This window comes from Lactobacillus sp. B3795 (assembly GCF_026535805.1).
GTDB classification, from domain to species: Bacteria; Bacillota; Bacilli; order Lactobacillales; family Lactobacillaceae; genus Apilactobacillus; species Apilactobacillus kunkeei_C.
In genome coordinates this window covers 141,675-157,218 of the sequence record NZ_JAFNPE010000006.1, presented here as the reverse complement: position 1 = coordinate 157,218, position 15,544 = coordinate 141,675, and the positions used below count along the sequence as shown (strand labels likewise).

Sequence of the window (15,544 nt, the reverse complement as noted above, 5' to 3'; positions counted from 1 at the left end):
GTGAAACCGAAAAAACCGTTTAGGATAGACGGTATAAAAATGTTAGAATACTAGATATGAGTTATCGAATTTGATTTAAGATCGAAAATTTAAAACTTAAGGAGTAAATCGTGGAAGATAATAGTTTAAAACAAGAAATTCATGCTGTTCTTCAAAAGTTCCCAAATCGCGAATTTTCAGTAGAAGAACTAGCCGATGAATTAGGATACCATGGTGCAAATGCATTTAAACTAATTGTCCAATCATTAGCTGTTCTAGAACGTGAAAAGACAGTTATGGTTACTGAAACAGGCAATTTTAAGTTAAACGTGCAAGGTGAAACAATCGAAGGAACTTTTCATGCAAATCCAAAGGGGTTCGGATTTGTTAACTATGACGAAAACCTAGAAGATGCATTCATCGCACCTGACAACACACTACAAGCAATGAACGGTGATACTGTTCAAATTGAAATTGTAAGACGTGCCGACCAAAACTCTGGTAAAGGTCCAGAAGGTAAGGTTGTAAACATCGTTGAAAGAAACTACGAACAAGTAGTTGGTGAATTCACCCGTACTGACGACGATCATGGCTACGTTGGTCAAGTTAAGCTAAAAGAAAAGAAGCTTATTAACTACAAGTTTTACGTTACAGGTGTTGGTCTAAAACCTACACCAGGTGAAGTAATTACTGCCGAAATTACTGAATACCCAAATGCTGACCACCCAGACTACATGGTTGGTATCGCTAAGGAAGTAATCGGAAGCGTTGATGACCCAGGAATCGACATCCTACAAATCGTCTACGCTCACGATATTCCAGCTCAATTCCCAGAAGACGTATTGCAAGAAGCAGATGCGATTCCAGAAGAAATTAGTGAAGAAGAAAAGCAAGGTCGAGAAGACATTACTGATCAAACACTAGTTACTATTGATGGGGAATCATCAAAGGACTTGGATGACGCCGTTACTGTATGGAAATTACCAAATGGTAACTACCACTTAGGTGTTCACATCGCCGATGTTTCTCATTACGTAAAACCAGGTAGTCTTCTAGACGAAGAAGCATACAAGCGTGGTACTTCTGTTTACTTAACTGACAGAGTTATCCCAATGCTTCCAAGAAGATTATCAAACGGAATTTGTTCATTGAACGAAGGTGAACTTCGTCTATGTATGAGTTGTGATATGGAAATCAACCCAGCCGGAAACGTTGTTGACCATCGTATTCACCCAAGTGTGATGAGATCTAAGGCTCGAATGACTTACAAGGCTGTAAATGACATCCTAGAAGCACATGATGAAAACACTATGGAACGTTACAAAGACTTAGTTCCTATGTTTGAAGAAATGGGCGAACTACACAAGATTCTATACAAACAACGTCGCCGTCGTGGTGCCATTGACTTCGATGATAACGAATCAGAAATCATCGTTGATGAAACTGGTCACCCAATCGACATTAAGCTAAGAGTGCGTGGTACTGCTGAAAGAATGATCGAATCATTCATGTTAGCTGCCAACGAAACTGTTGCTGAACATTACTGTAAAGCACACGCACCATTCATCTACCGTGTTCACGAAACACCAGATGGAGAACGTGTGAAGAACTTCTTCGAATTCTTAACTGCATTCGGTGTAGAAGTTAAGGGTGATCCAGATCACTTGAAGCCAAAGGTATTACAAAACGTATTGAAGAAGGTTGCTGGTAAGCCAGAAGAACCTGCCGTATCAGTTATGATGCTTAGAAGTTTGAAGCAAGCTAGATATACTGACCAACCACTTGGTCACTTTGGTCTAGGTGCTGAATTCTACACTCATTTCACTTCTCCAATCAGAAGATACCCAGATACAACTGTTCACCGTTTAATTCACCACTACGAAGATAACGGTATCAATAAGGAATCAAAGGCCAAATACGCCGGATTACTTGAAGAAATTTCAGATCATTCATCAAAGGCAGAACGTCGCTCAATCGATGCAGAACGTGATACTGATGCAATGAAGAAGGCTGAATACATGGCAGACCACATCGGAGAAGAATTCGATGCAACTGTTAGTTCAGTGCTTAAGTTTGGTATGTTTATCGAACTTGAAAATACTGTTGAAGGATTAGTTCACATTAGTCGTATGAAAGATGACTACTATGAATACATTGAAAAGTACCTAGCACTTGTTGGTAGAAATACTCACCGTACCTACAGAATTGGTCAACCAGTTCGTGTTAAGGTGGTTAACGTCGACGTTGACCAAAGTGCTGTGGACTTTGATATTGTTAATCCAGAAGACACACCAATGTCTAAACTAAAACCTGAAAGTCACAGTAATGGTGCTCACGGTCGTGGTGGAAGAAACAACGGTGGTCGTCGTAACAATAACAGAAGAAACGACAACAAGAGTGGTAAGTTTGGTAGAAACAACAATAACCGCCATTCAAGAAACAACAACCGTAATGGTCGTAATCATTCCAATTCAAAACATTAATTGGTTGAGAGGTGATTGATAATGGTTAAGAAGAAACCAACTAATAAAGACGATAACTTGGTTGCGCAAAATCGCAAAGCTCGTCATGATTACCGCGTTTTACAAACTTATGAAGCAGGGATTGCATTGACCGGGACTGAAATCAAGTCCGTTCGTGCAAGTCGTGTCAATCTAAAGGATGGGTTCGCCCAAATTAGAGATGGCCAAGCTACATTGATGAATGTTCACATTAGTGAATATGAACAAGGTAATCAGTTTAATCATGATCCACTTAGAAATCGTAAGTTGCTTTTACACAAGCAAGAAATCAAGCGACTAGCAAAGGAAACAGACAAAAAGGGAGTTACAATCGTTCCCTTGAAGATGTACCTTAAGAAAGGTTTTGCTAAGGTCTTGATTGGTGTTGCCGAAGGTAAGCATGAATACGATAAACGTGAAACAATGAAGAAACGTGATCAAGAACGTGAAATCTCACGTGTATTAAAACACTACTAAAAAAGCGTCCCGGAATGGGGCGCTTTTTTGCGATGTGAATTTATTGTATATATGATAAAATTATATATAGAGGTGTTATAAATGAAACCTTTTATTCACAATGACTGGTGGGATGTATTAAAGCCAGAATTTGAAAAAGAGTATTACCAAGATTTACGCAAATTTTTAGTTGAAGAATATGAAAATCATGAAATCCATCCAAACGCTAATCAAATCTATGAAGCATTTGAATGGACACCATTCTCAAAAGTAAAAGTAGTTATTTTAGGCCAAGATCCATACCATGAACCCAATCAAGCACATGGTTTGAGTTTCTCAGTCCTACCAGGAGTGAAGGTGCCACCTTCGCTTCGAAATATTTACAAGGAATTAGAAAGTGATTTAGGCATCAAACCGGTTAATCATGGCTACCTTGAAAAGTGGGCCAAACAAGGTGTTCTATTATTGAACTCAGTATTGACCGTAAGAGATGGAATTGCATTTTCCCACAAATCAAAGGGATGGGAGAAATTAACCGATACTGCAATTGAAAAGTTATCACAACGTCCTGAACCAGTCGTATTTATCCTTTGGGGGAGAGCGGCTAGAGACAAGGTGAAGTTGATTAATACCAAGACCAATATTGTGATTGAATCAGCTCATCCAAGTCCATTGTCAGCACACCGTGGTTTCTTCGGATCCAAACCATTTTCAAAGACTAATATTGCCCTAGAATCATTGGGCGAAAAGCCAATTGATTGGCAACTACCAGAACACGTTACAATCCATTAGGAGGAAGAAATATGAGTTTACTAGATGAATTAAAAGAAAAGATTAGTGGTTTAAACAAGAAAATCGTTTTCCCAGAAGGCGACGACATTAGAATTATCGAAGCAGCTAGTCGTTTAGCTGACGAAAACCTAATCCACCCAGTACTATTAGGTGACCCAGCAGAAATCAAACAAAACGCCGGTGACTTCAACCTATCAAACGTTGAAATTGTCGACATTAACAACTACCCAGAAAAAGACTTCGAAGAAATGCTAGATGCATTAGAAGAACGTCGTAACGGTAAGAACACCCGTGAACAATTAGCTGAATGGCTAAAGGATGCTAACTACTTCGGTACTATGTTAGTTTACATGGACAAGGCTGACGGAATGGTATCAGGTGCAGCTCATGCTACCGGTGATACTGTTAGACCTGCTCTTCAAATCATCAAGACCCAAGAAGGCATGCGTCGTATCTCAGGTTCATTCTTGATGCAAAAGGGTGACACTAGATACATCTTTGCCGACTGTGCTATTAACATCGAACTAGATGCTAAAGGCATGGTTGAAGTAGCTAAGCAAAGTGTTATCACTGCTAAACAATTCAACATCGATCCAAAGGTTGCCTTTCTAAGTTTCTCAACTAAGGGATCAGCTAAGGGTGACATGGTAACCAAGGTGCAAGAAGCAGCTGCAATGGCCAAAGACGAACTAGACGTTCCTTCAGATGGTGAACTACAATTTGATGCCGCACTAGTACCAGAAGTTGCTAACAAGAAAGCACCTGGTTCAGAAGTTGCTGGACAAGCTAACGTTTTCGTATTCCCTGAACTACAATCAGGAAACATTGGTTACAAGATTGCTCAACGTCTAGGTGGCTTTGAAGCATTTGGTCCACTACTACAAGGTTTGGCAAAACCAGTTTCAGATCTTTCACGTGGATGTATCGCAGAAGATGTTTACAACGTTGCAATCATTAACGCAATCCAATCTCTATAAGCAAAAGGAGGGATGATTCTTGGTTAAAGTTAACGTAGAATCACCTGATGAAACAAAACAATATGGTGAACAATTGGCACCATTATTAAAGGCTAAAGACGTCATCTTGTTGGATGGTGACCTAGGTGCGGGTAAGACAACTTTCACCAAGGGATTAGCTAAGGGCTTGGGTATTAAACGTAATATCAAGAGTCCGACATTTACCATTATCCGTGAGTATCAAGGTGGCAGATTGCCACTTTACCACATGGATATCTATCGTTTAGACGATGGTAGCGGGGATGAACTAGGACTAGAAGAATACTTCAACGGTGACGGTGTTAACGTTATCGAATGGTCCGAATTCATTGCCGATGAACTACCTGACGATTACTTGAAGATTGTTTTCCGTCGTGATGATGAAAAGGGTGAAGACTTTAGAACCATTTCATTTGAACCAAGCGGCAAACGCTTTGAAGACATCGTTAAGCAAATTTTTCCACAGGTGGAAAAATAGCGATGTGTAATTTAGAGGTGCGTTGTGCACAACCAGACGATGCAGATAAGTTAATCGAATTGATTGCACAATTAAAACAAGAATCAGACCAATACACGATTGATCCAAATATTGGGAATTTATCCGTTGATGATCAAGCTCAACAAATAATGCTGGATAATCAAACCCGTAGTTTTATCATTGGTTTAGCATTTTTGGATGATCAACCGGTAGGGATGATTCAGGTCCAAGAACTACAAGATTCCGGAATCGGTGAGCTTGGCATTGCCGTCTTAAATCAATATAGTCACCAAGGAATTGGTGGCCAGTTAATGGATTTTGTAATTGATTGGGCAACCTATGACAGTAACTTATCCACATTGGCACTGGTTGTGAAAAAGACCAACGAACACGCAATTCACTTATACGCAAAAAGTGGATTTACCGTCGTAAAGAAAAGGGTAATTAATGCACTTGGAAGTGTATTATCCACACAAGAAATGCAATATAACCTAAAAAAATAAGCACCCAGTTGGATGCTTATTTTTTTACCTTGATGAATGACTTGATCACGTCATCATCAAAGTGTTCTTGTTGATAAATTAAAATATTAGCGCAAGCTAAGCTATCATCTAACGCATTATGATGATGGTGAAGTCTGATTCCTAAGTTCGCACAAACCGTATTTAGCTTGTGATTCTTAAACTCTGGGAAAAGATACTTACAAGTCTTAACCGTATCTAATGTTTTATAAATTGGAACGGTTAGTCCATAACGCATTAAGGTACGTGCCAATACACTATTATCAAATGAGTTGTTGTGGGCAATTACTAATTGATCCTTGGTAAAAAATTGCTTGATTACCGGCCAGATTTCAGGGAAGGTAGGCGCGTCAGCAACATCGCTTTCGTGGATACCATGAATATCGACGTTTCGATAATTAAAGTCGGTTTCAGGATTAATTAGAGTATAGAATTCATCAACAACCTTGTTATCGCGGACAACGGTTAATGCTAATGAACAGGCACTAGCTCGTTGATTATTGGCAGTTTCAAAATCAATTGCAACGAAGTTCATTAATAACGTCCTTTCGTTTTATTCTTTCAACATTATAACATGGTCTTACTATGTGATATCGTGGTAAAATTAAAAATGTAGTAAACGGTTTAATCGGATTAAATAGTAAGAATAAGTAACTTATCTCCGTTAAAACCATATAAATTATGATAATTAAGGAAAATGATTAAAATGGAAAAAATTAAGCTTTTAAAAAATGAACCATTATCAAAATATACATTCACAGAAACTGGTGGGCCTGCTGACTTGGTTGCCTTTCCTAAAAATACAGACGAAGTCAGAGAATTACTATCAATGGCAAAACGTGATGATCTACCAATCACCATTTTAGGAAATGCCAGTAATTTAATCATCAAGGATGGTGGAATTAGGGGATTAGTCATCATCTTAACTGAGATGAATGAAATTACATCTCACGATGATTTAGTAATTGCTCAAGCGGGTGCTAGATACATCGATACTACCATTGTTGCCCAACAACACGGTTTAACTGGGATGGAATTTGCTGCCGGAATTCCGGGTAGTATCGGAGGAGCAGTCTTCATGAATGCTGGTGCATACGGTGGCGAAACCGCCGAAGTGATTGAATCAGTCACTGTTTTAACACCAGAAAATGAAATCAAGACACTATCAAATAGTGAATTAGATTTTGGTTACAGACATAGCGCTGTGCAAGACCAAGACGACATCGTTTTGGAAGCAACATTTAAGTTATCCACTGGGGATAAAGATGAAATCCAAGCAGAAATGGATCGTTTAAATGCATTACGTGAATCAAAACAACCACTTGATCTACCATCTTGTGGAAGTGTATTCAAGAGACCAGAGGGTTACTTTGCTGGTAAGTTAATTCACGATGCCGGTCTTCAAGGATACCAATCAGGGGGTGCCCAAGTATCTAAGAAACATGCTGGGTTCATTGTGAACATTGATAACGCCACTGCTACCGATTACTTAGACGTAATCAAGCATGTGCAAGAAACTGTTTACGCTAAAAACAAAGTACATCTAGAAACGGAAGTAAGAATTATCGGACAAGACAAATAGGGGGATAATCCATGCAGCTTATTGAAATTATTTTATTTTTAACGTTACTACTGCTTCTATCAACAATTATTAATCACTATGTTAAGGCCATTCCGGTTAGTTTAATCCAGGTCGTTTTCGGATGTGGATTAGCTTTGATTGGTAACTTCAGCATTAACCTAAGTACAGACTGGTTTTTACTATTATTCATTGCACCGTTGCTATTTAACGACGGGCGTCGTTTTCCCAAGGATGAACTTTGGGAATTGAGATGGCCCATCTTCGCAAACGCAATCATCTTAGTATTTATCACTATGTTCTTTGGTGGTTTGTTAATTTATAAATTAATTCCATCAATGCCACTTCCAGTGGCATTCTCATTAGCTGCAATTTTATCACCAACTGATCCAATTGCCGTTGAATCAATCGCCAAAAAGGTGCGCTTGCCAAAGAACATTTTGCACTTGGTAAACGGGGAAAGTTTAATCAATGATGCCAGTGGTTTGATTGGTTTTAAGTATGCCATTGCCGCAACTGTTTATGGTGCCTTTTCATTAAAAAATGCCGTAGGGGACTTCTTCTACATCAGTATTGTTGGTGCCATCATTGGGGTAGTTACAATGCTAGTTATCTCATTGGTACGTAAATGGTTATACAAGAACGGTTTAACGAACTTAGTATTTAACGTAGTTCTACAAATTGTTTCACCATTCGTGATCTACATGTTATCTGAAAATGTTTTCCACGCTTCAGGGGTAATTGCGGTTGTAACAGCCGGAATTGTGTACCATGTGAATAACACATCCACTCAATCATCATCAGCTGAGTTACAACTAATTAGTGAACAAGCTTGGAACATTATCGTTTACCTACTAAACGGAATCGTGTTCTTGATTCTAGGAATTGAACTACCATTTGCGATGGAAGCCGTTATTAACGACATGAAGTTTAATACATTCCAATCAATTGGTTACGCCGTTGTAACATGGTTGATTATTCTAATCATTCGAATTGTGTGGATTATTCTATACGAAATCTGTCACAACCTAATTACCACTAAGAAGGTTGGACCAATCGATATCAGAACTGCAAACATTGTTGGGTTCTCAGGTGTTCGTGGTGCCATTACTATGGCCGGGATTCTTTCGATTCCATTGATTACCGTGCAAAACGAGGCATTCCCTGATCGTGAATTGGTACTATTCATCGCATCAATCGTCATCGTTTTAAGTCTACTAGCTGCGGTAATTGTGTTGCCATTAATTTCTAAAAACGATCCGGTCGTTTCTTACAACAATGATAACCATTGGAGTGAAGAAAAGGCGCGTATCTACGTTCTAAACTACGTGATTGATGACATCAAACAAATGGACCGTCCTGATAAACACATTTGCAATATTTTAATCGATCAATGTGAATTGATGATTAGACAACTATCTTCAATCAAACCAGATGAGTTAGAAAAGAGTATTCGTTCATTGGCTGTTGAATATGAACACCAAGCGGTTAAGAAATTAGTCGCAGACAAGATTGTTACTAGCAAGGAAGCCAATGCGATTAACTATCAAATTAACCATCGTGAATTGAAGAACCTAGTTGCATTTAATGATTTCAACTTAAAACTAGAATTCATGTCAGCCGTTCAAACAACCAAGTTATGGCTATTCAAACAACGTTCTGACAAGGAACAAAAACTAAAGATTCAAAAAGCTTTGATTATGGTTAATGACTATACCGTTCAAAAGCTAAAAGAACATGGTGATTCAAAAGTAATTAATTCCATTGTGGATGAATACACCAACCTTAGTTTAGCTTTAAGAACTCGTTCATTGGATTACGAAAAGTACTACCGTATCGCTAAGGAACGCGAACTAGAAGCTTACCGTAAAGGAATTCAAGAATTATTGATCAACGATAAGATTAGCTTAAAACTTGCTTCTAAATTAAGACAAGAAGTTAACTACGTTGAAAATAACGAATTAAGCACAGACTAAAAAAAAGACAGCCAATAAAGGCTGTCTTTTTATTATTCTTTTGAATCTTTCACATCTTTTAGGATTAGGTATAAAATCCAGTAGATAAAGCATTGAACAACTGTCATGATGAAGACAAATACTAACATTTTTAATGTCCACATCTCAGTTAATTGTTTGATCACCAAACGAGGTGAGAATAACAAGTAGATGGTGTGGAATCTAAGGAATCTACCAACGTAAATTCCGATTGATGAAACAACGTTTAAAGCAAAGATTAGCAATACTTTTGCCACTTTGGAATGAATTGAGAAGAATGCGAAGCAACGGTTTACGATTTGGAATAATCCGTAGAAACCAAGCATTGAGCATCCTAAAGCACTAATCATTAAGAATGAGTAGTTCATCCACATGTGAGCAGATAATCTTAGTAGTCCGTTTGTTCCATAGGGTTGAAGTAGTGATAAGTGGAATAGATCGGTCAATAGGTAGGGTGCATTTGGATAAAATATTAACCAAAGTGCAAAGATTGGCCAAAAAATCCATGACTTTTCAACGTACTTATTTGTTAGTTCCAAACTCAGTTCAATGGGGATGTAACCCAAGAAGGTGTTTAATACTAAAAATTCAAACGGTGGCTTTGCGACTACGAATAAAAATATTATCCACAAAATGAAAAATAGGCGTACTTGCCAACGTGCGTTTTTAAACATGATTTGGACCCCTCAAAATATTATTAACCCTATTTTAACCCTTAAATGGCAAATATTGAATGATTATTACTTAAAAATTCTATCAAAAATGATAATGCTAAAAATAAACGAAAATGAGTGATATAATATAAAATATGAATGAAATTATGGAGGAATAGGTATGGGGATAAATTGGAGTAACATCTTAACACTAAGTAACCTTTTAGATATCTTAGTTGTTTGGTTCATTATCTACGAGGTAATTATCTTACTTAAGGGCACAAAAGCTGTCCAATTATTCCGTGGTGTTTTAGTAATTGCCATCGTGAAAATTATCAGTGTAATCTTCGGATTCACAACTGTATCATACTTAACTGACCAAGTTATTAACTGGGGAGTTATCGCGATTATTGTTATTTTCCAACCTGAAATCAGACGTGGCCTAGAACATTTAGGTCGTGGCTCAATTATTAAACACGCACAAAACCAAAACGTTGAAAATGAAAAGATGATTTTGGAACTTGATAAAGCCATCCAATATATGTCCAAGCGTAGAATTGGTGCTTTAATGACTATTCAAATGGATACCGGATTGGAAGACTACATCGAAACTGGAATTAAGCTAGATGCTGATATTACCGGTGAACTTTTGATTAATACATTTATTCCAAACACACCATTACATGATGGTGCAGTTATCATCAGTAATAATCGTGTTGCCGTGGCAGCTGCATACCTACCATTGTCACAAAGTAACCTAATTCCAAAGGAATTGGGAACTAGACACCGTGCAGCCGTTGGTATATCTGAAGTAACTGATGCTTTAACAATTGTTATCTCTGAAGAAACAGGGGAAGTATCAATTACCAAGAACAACGAGTTATTACGTGGAATGAATAAGGACGACTATATGAAGTTCTTACGTGATCAATTGATTACTAAGCAAGATTCAATGAATAAAAACTTATTTACAACCATCTTTAATTGGTTCGACAAGATCAAGCAATCAACAGGGGGGCAAAAGTAATGAAGAAGTTTAATAGCCCATGGTACCTAAGATTATTGGCATTGATTTTTGCCATCTTATTATTTGCTTATGTTAACCAGTCAAAACTTTTTGGTTCAGGCAGTAACTATGGTAGCTCTGAAGACATTACTCAATTGACTTCTAACAAGTCAGCCAATATCTCAGTGCCACTACAATTAAATGTCGATAACAGCAAGTATTTTGTTACCGGATATCCTGAAAAGGTATCAGTTAAGATTGTAGGACCTACAGCGTTAGTTACTACCACAGTCAACACACAAAACTTTAAGGTGTATGCTGATCTTTCCAGACTAGGCGTTGGAACTCATAAGGTTCGTTTATATCAAGATGGCTTAAACAACGAATTAAGATACTACATCAACCCGAGTTATATCTACGTTAATATTCAACCTAGAAAGACAGTGGAATTCCCAGTCAAAGCCGAATACGAATCAGCTAACATTGCTGATGGTTATTCAGCTGGCAAACCAGTTCTTGGTACCAACAAGGTGAAGGTGACTGGAGCAGCCAACGAAATTGCTAAGATTAAGCAAGTTGTTGCTAAGCTAAGCATTCCACAAAACACCAAGAAATCAATGAGCTCTTCAGCTGTTTTAGAAGCATTAGACTCAAAGGGTAGAATTGTTAACGTCATCTTGACGCCATCAACAACATCTGTTAACTTGCCAATTAGTAGTGGAAATAATAAAAACGTTCCACTAAAATTAAAGGTTGAAAATGGCTCAAGTAATCAAAAATACGAACTAACATCAGACACTGATAAGGTGAAGGTTTTTGGAACGAAAAAAGAGCTAGAATCAATTGATAAAGTAGTCGCTTATGTTGATGTTTCTGGAATTACATCAAAGAAAGTGATTAATGTGGAACTAGATAAGAATCTAAATAACGTTACTGGTTTCGATCCTGAAAACATCAAAGTAACAGTTATTCCACAATAGATTTTAAAGAATCGAATGATGAATGGAGATAAAATTATGAAGTATTTTGGAACAGACGGAGTTAGAGGGGTAGCTAACAAAGATTTAAGCCCTGAACTAGCTTTCAAATGTGGACGTGCCGGTGGTTACATTTTAACCAAGCACAGCCAAGCTGAAGGACAACCCCAAGTATTAGTTGCTAGAGATACAAGAATTTCTGGTCAAATGTTAGAAAGTGCTTTAATTGCCGGATTGCTATCAGTCGGAATTGAAGTTCTTCAACTAGGTGTCGTTACAACTCCAGGTGTTGCTTACCTTGTTAGAACTCAAGGAGCAGCTGCCGGTGTTATGATTACCGCTTCACATAATCCAGCTGAATACAATGGTATCAAGTTCTTTGGTTCAGATGGTTACAAGCTATCAGATGAATTAGAAGAAGAAATCGAAGCAATTCTAGAAGCTGACCAAGATGATTTACCACGTCCATCAGCTAAGGGTCTAGGTAGTGTTGATGATTACTCAGAAGGTAGTCAAAAATACATTCGTTTCCTAGAACAAACTGTTCCTGATGACTTATCAGGTATGAAGATTTGCGTTGATTCAGCAAACGGTGCAACAAGTAACCTAGTTTCACGTTTATACGCTGACTTAGGTATCGAATTTGAAACCATGGCAACTATGCCAAATGGAATTAACATTAACGACCAAGTTGGTTCAACTCACCCAGAACAACTACAAAAGATGGTTGTAGAACAAGGTGCTGAAATTGGATTAGCATTTGATGGTGACGGTGACCGTTGTTTAGCTGTTGATGAAAACGGTGAACTAGTTGATGGTGACAAGATTATGTACATTTGTGGTAAGTACATGTCAGATCACGGTCGTCTAAAACAAGATACTGTGGTAACTACTGTTATGAGTAACCTAGGTATGTACAAGGCAATGGAAGCAAATGGTATGCATAACGTTCAAACCAAGGTTGGTGACAGATATGTTGTTGAAGAAATGAACAAATCTGGTTACAACCTAGGTGGAGAACAATCAGGACATATCGTCTTCCTAGATTTCAACACTACCGGCGATGGACTACTAACCAGTTTACAATTACTACATGTAATGAAGGACACTGGTAAGAAATTATCAGAACTTGCTGGTGAAGTAACTAAGTACCCACAACAACTAATCAACGTTAAGGTTAGCGATAAAGATGGTGCCCAAGCTGATGATCAAGTGAAGGCAGTTATCGCTGAAGTTGAAAAAGAAATGAACGGTGATGGTCGTGTCCTGGTTCGTCCTAGTGGTACTGAACCACTTCTACGTGTGATGGCAGAAGCCCCAACACAAGAATTAGTAGATGGCTACACTAAACGTATTGCAGACGTTGTTCAAGAACGTTTTGGAATTGAATAAAAAATTAAAAGCAATCTAATTAGATTGCTTTTTTTATTGCCATTTTTCACCGTAAATTTGTCCATACCAATTTTTTAAATGGTATAAAATGAGTCGAATTTAATCTTAATTTTTGTTTCTATTACGCTTATTGATACCAACATGACGCAATTTTTTGAATTTTTTTCATAAACTATACCAATTTGATATTTATCGATTGACATTGATAATTAAAACTTGTAATCTAGAATATGTCGAAAATGATAAAAAAGATATAAATTTATTTAAAACAATTAATAAATATAGAGTGAAAGGAAAATATAATATGTGTGGAATTGTTGGTGTAACAGGGAACAAAAATGCCGTTGATATTTTAGTTAATGGTTTACAAAAACTAGAATACCGTGGCTATGATTCTGCTGGATTATACGTAAACGATGAAGGTAAGAAGGATTACCTTGTAAAGAGAACCGGTGCGATTAGTAATCTAAGAGACGCCGTAAATGATATGAAGATTAACGGAAGTGCAGGAATTGCGCATACCAGATGGGCTACTCACGGGGGAGTAACTGTCGAAAACGCACATCCTCACTTCTCACAAGACAAGAGATTCTACCTAGTTCACAATGGTGTTATCGAAAACTACCGTGATTTAAAGGAAAAATACTTAAGTGATGTTGAATTCACTTCACAAACTGATACAGAAGTTGTTGTTCAACTAGTTGATCACTTCGCTGTAACTGAAAACCTAAATGCTAAAGAAGCATTTAAGAAGACTCTATCACTATTAAAGGGTGCTTCATACGCATTCCAATTAATGGATAGAGAAGAACCAGACACTATCTACGTTGCTAAGAACAAGAGTCCGCTATTAATCGGTCTAGGGGAAGACTGCAACGTTGTATGTTCAGATTCTCTAGCAATGCTAAATGTTACTCATGACTTTCTAGAATTGGATGACGGTGACTTTGTGACTGTTAAACCAGATTCAGTAACTATCGAAAACAAAGATGGTGAAGTCGTAACCGATAGACAACCATTCCATGTTGATATCGATGCTAGTGACACTGACAAGGGTACTTACCCATACTACATGCTAAAAGAAATTGACGAACAACCAAACGTTATGAGAAAACTTTCAGCTGAATACCTAAACGAAAACGGTGATCCAGTAATCGAAGACGACCTATTAGATTCAATTAAAGAATCAGACCGTCTATACATCATTGCTGCTGGTACTAGTTACCATGCCGGCTTAGTTGGTAAAGAATTATTTGAAAAATTGGCACAAGTACCAACTGAAGTTCATGTTTCTTCAGAATTTGCTTACAACATGCCACTACTTTCAAAGAAACCATTCTTTATCTTCCTAAGTCAAAGTGGTGAAACAGCTGATAGTCGTGAAGTATTAGTTAACCTAAACCAATTAGGCTACAAGAGTTTAACAATTACAAACGTTGCTAACTCAACACTTTCACGTGAATCAAACTACACATTGCTACTACATGCTGGTCCAGAAATCTCAGTTGCATCAACTAAGGCTTACACAGCACAAATTACTGTTGAAGCAATCCTAGCTAAGGCTTTAGGTGAATCATCAGAAATTAAGGCTGCTAAGGACTTTAACTTGAAACAACAATTAGGTTTCGTTGCCACAGGTATGCAATCAATTGTTGACGAAAAAGAAATGATTAACGAAATTTCTAAGAAGTACTTCGTTAATGCTAACCGTGCATTCTACATTGGTAGAGGAATTGACTACTTCGTTTCACTAGAATCATCATTGAAACTAAAGGAAATTTCATACATTCTAGCTGAAGGTTTCGCTTCAGGAGAATTGAAACACGGAACCATTGCGTTGATTGAAGAAAACACACCAGTTGTTGGTATCATTACTCAATCAAACACTGCTGGTTTAACTAGAAGTAACCTAGAAGAAACTATGGCTCGTGGTGCTAAGGCAATTACCATTGCTACTGAATCACTTGCTAAGGATAACGATGACATCGTTATTCCAGACGTTGATCAACTATTAACACCACTATTGAGTGTTATTCCTGCTCAACTATTGGCTTACTACACTAGTTTGAACAAGGGATTAGATGTTGACCATCCAAGAAACCTTGCTAAGAGTGTTACTGTTCAATAATTTAATAACCAAAAGGGTGCCTTTGGCACTCTTTTTTATTTGATGAAAATTAAAAAGAGACTAATTTTTCTTATAAGATTTTATAAAAATTTA

14 protein-coding genes are annotated in these 15,544 nt (G+C 37.6%); 12 read left to right on the top strand and 2 right to left on the bottom strand.

The window, feature by feature from the left end:
• Positions 1-110 precede the first annotated feature (110 nt).
• The 6 genes from rnr to J3U50_RS04040 all read left to right on the top strand — a co-directional run bounded on the left by rnr (position 111) and on the right by J3U50_RS04040 (position 5,704).
• The gene (gene rnr, locus J3U50_RS04065) at positions 111-2,462 is read left to right on the top strand and encodes a ribonuclease R (RefSeq protein WP_301945620.1); all 2,352 of its coding nucleotides are present in this window, start codon (positions 111-113) and stop codon (positions 2,460-2,462) included.
• A 21-nt stretch (positions 2,463-2,483) separates the two neighbouring features.
• Positions 2,484-2,957, top strand: a complete 474-nt coding sequence (gene smpB / locus J3U50_RS04060) for an SsrA-binding protein SmpB (RefSeq protein ID WP_041152547.1) — start codon at positions 2,484-2,486, stop codon at positions 2,955-2,957.
• 81 nt (positions 2,958-3,038) lie between these two features.
• Positions 3,039-3,728, top strand: a complete 690-nt coding sequence (locus J3U50_RS04055) for a uracil-DNA glycosylase (RefSeq protein WP_041152548.1) — start codon at positions 3,039-3,041, stop codon at positions 3,726-3,728.
• Between the two features lie 11 nt (positions 3,729-3,739).
• The gene (gene pta / locus J3U50_RS04050) at positions 3,740-4,705 is read left to right on the top strand and encodes a phosphate acetyltransferase (RefSeq protein WP_301945619.1); all 966 of its coding nucleotides are present in this window, start codon (positions 3,740-3,742) and stop codon (positions 4,703-4,705) included.
• Positions 4,706-4,724: 19 nt separating this feature from the next.
• Entirely contained in the window at positions 4,725-5,201 is a 477-nt protein-coding gene (tsaE, locus tag J3U50_RS04045; RefSeq protein WP_053791570.1) for a tRNA (adenosine(37)-N6)-threonylcarbamoyltransferase complex ATPase subunit type 1 TsaE, read from the top strand.
• 2 nt (positions 5,202-5,203) lie between these two features.
• Entirely contained in the window at positions 5,204-5,704 is a 501-nt protein-coding gene (locus J3U50_RS04040) for a GNAT family N-acetyltransferase (protein ID WP_301945618.1), read from the top strand.
• Positions 5,705-5,720: 16 nt separating this feature from the next.
• On the opposite strand, the gene J3U50_RS04035 is transcribed toward J3U50_RS04040, so the two are convergent.
• Entirely contained in the window at positions 5,721-6,257 is a 537-nt protein-coding gene (locus tag J3U50_RS04035) for a 3'-5' exonuclease (RefSeq protein ID WP_054607982.1), read from the bottom strand.
• A gap of 171 nt (positions 6,258-6,428) precedes the next feature.
• On the opposite strand from J3U50_RS04035, the gene murB reads away from it, so the two are divergent.
• Complete coding sequence (gene murB / locus J3U50_RS04030) at positions 6,429-7,304, top strand: UDP-N-acetylmuramate dehydrogenase (RefSeq protein ID WP_301945617.1); 876 nt, start codon at positions 6,429-6,431, stop codon at positions 7,302-7,304.
• Between the two features lie 11 nt (positions 7,305-7,315).
• Positions 7,316-9,277, top strand: coding sequence for a sodium:proton antiporter (locus J3U50_RS04025; RefSeq protein ID WP_301945616.1), 1,962 nt, complete (start codon positions 7,316-7,318; stop codon positions 9,275-9,277).
• Between the two features lie 32 nt (positions 9,278-9,309).
• Here the strand turns inward: J3U50_RS04025 and J3U50_RS04020 are convergent, their stop codons facing one another.
• A complete protein-coding gene (locus J3U50_RS04020; RefSeq protein ID WP_054607985.1) occupies positions 9,310-9,969 on the bottom strand; it encodes a DUF1361 domain-containing protein in 660 nt (219 codons plus the stop codon).
• Between the two features lie 160 nt (positions 9,970-10,129).
• Between J3U50_RS04020 and cdaA the strand changes: the two genes are divergently transcribed.
• From cdaA to glmS, 4 genes are all read left to right on the top strand, one after another.
• Entirely contained in the window at positions 10,130-10,975 is an 846-nt protein-coding gene (gene cdaA / locus J3U50_RS04015; RefSeq protein WP_053791576.1) for a diadenylate cyclase CdaA, read from the top strand.
• Positions 10,975-11,934, top strand: a complete 960-nt coding sequence (locus J3U50_RS04010) for a YbbR-like domain-containing protein (protein ID WP_054607986.1) — start codon at positions 10,975-10,977, stop codon at positions 11,932-11,934. The genes cdaA and J3U50_RS04010 overlap by 1 nt, the downstream gene beginning before the upstream one ends.
• A gap of 36 nt (positions 11,935-11,970) precedes the next feature.
• Positions 11,971-13,323 carry a phosphoglucosamine mutase gene (gene glmM, locus J3U50_RS04005; protein WP_054607987.1) on the top strand — a complete coding sequence of 451 codons (1,353 nt, stop codon included), beginning with the start codon at positions 11,971-11,973 and terminating at the stop codon, positions 13,321-13,323.
• A gap of 304 nt (positions 13,324-13,627) precedes the next feature.
• Complete coding sequence (gene glmS / locus J3U50_RS04000; protein ID WP_301945615.1) at positions 13,628-15,451, top strand: glutamine--fructose-6-phosphate transaminase (isomerizing); 1,824 nt, start codon at positions 13,628-13,630, stop codon at positions 15,449-15,451.
• Positions 15,452-15,544 lie beyond the last annotated feature (93 nt).

Bases quoted from the DNA above. Each gene is read 5' to 3' on its own strand.
- smpB (WP_041152547.1), top strand. From the start codon at position 2,484: ATGGTTAAGAAGAAACCAACTAATAAAGACGATAACTTGGTTGCGCAA.
- J3U50_RS04055 (WP_041152548.1), top strand. From the start codon at position 3,039: ATGAAACCTTTTATTCACAATGACTGGTGGGATGTATTAAAGCCAGAA.
- pta (WP_301945619.1), top strand. From the start codon at position 3,740: ATGAGTTTACTAGATGAATTAAAAGAAAAGATTAGTGGTTTAAACAAG.
- J3U50_RS04040 (WP_301945618.1), top strand. From the start codon at position 5,204: ATGTGTAATTTAGAGGTGCGTTGTGCACAACCAGACGATGCAGATAAG.
- J3U50_RS04035 (WP_054607982.1), bottom strand. From the start codon at position 6,257: ATGAACTTCGTTGCAATTGATTTTGAAACTGCCAATAATCAACGAGCT.
- murB (WP_301945617.1), top strand. From the start codon at position 6,429: ATGGAAAAAATTAAGCTTTTAAAAAATGAACCATTATCAAAATATACA.
- J3U50_RS04025 (WP_301945616.1), top strand. From the start codon at position 7,316: ATGCAGCTTATTGAAATTATTTTATTTTTAACGTTACTACTGCTTCTA.
- J3U50_RS04020 (WP_054607985.1), bottom strand. From the start codon at position 9,969: ATGTTTAAAAACGCACGTTGGCAAGTACGCCTATTTTTCATTTTGTGG.
- cdaA (WP_053791576.1), top strand. From the start codon at position 10,130: ATGGGGATAAATTGGAGTAACATCTTAACACTAAGTAACCTTTTAGAT.
- J3U50_RS04010 (WP_054607986.1), top strand. From the start codon at position 10,975: ATGAAGAAGTTTAATAGCCCATGGTACCTAAGATTATTGGCATTGATT.
- glmM (WP_054607987.1), top strand. From the start codon at position 11,971: ATGAAGTATTTTGGAACAGACGGAGTTAGAGGGGTAGCTAACAAAGAT.
- glmS (WP_301945615.1), top strand. From the start codon at position 13,628: ATGTGTGGAATTGTTGGTGTAACAGGGAACAAAAATGCCGTTGATATT.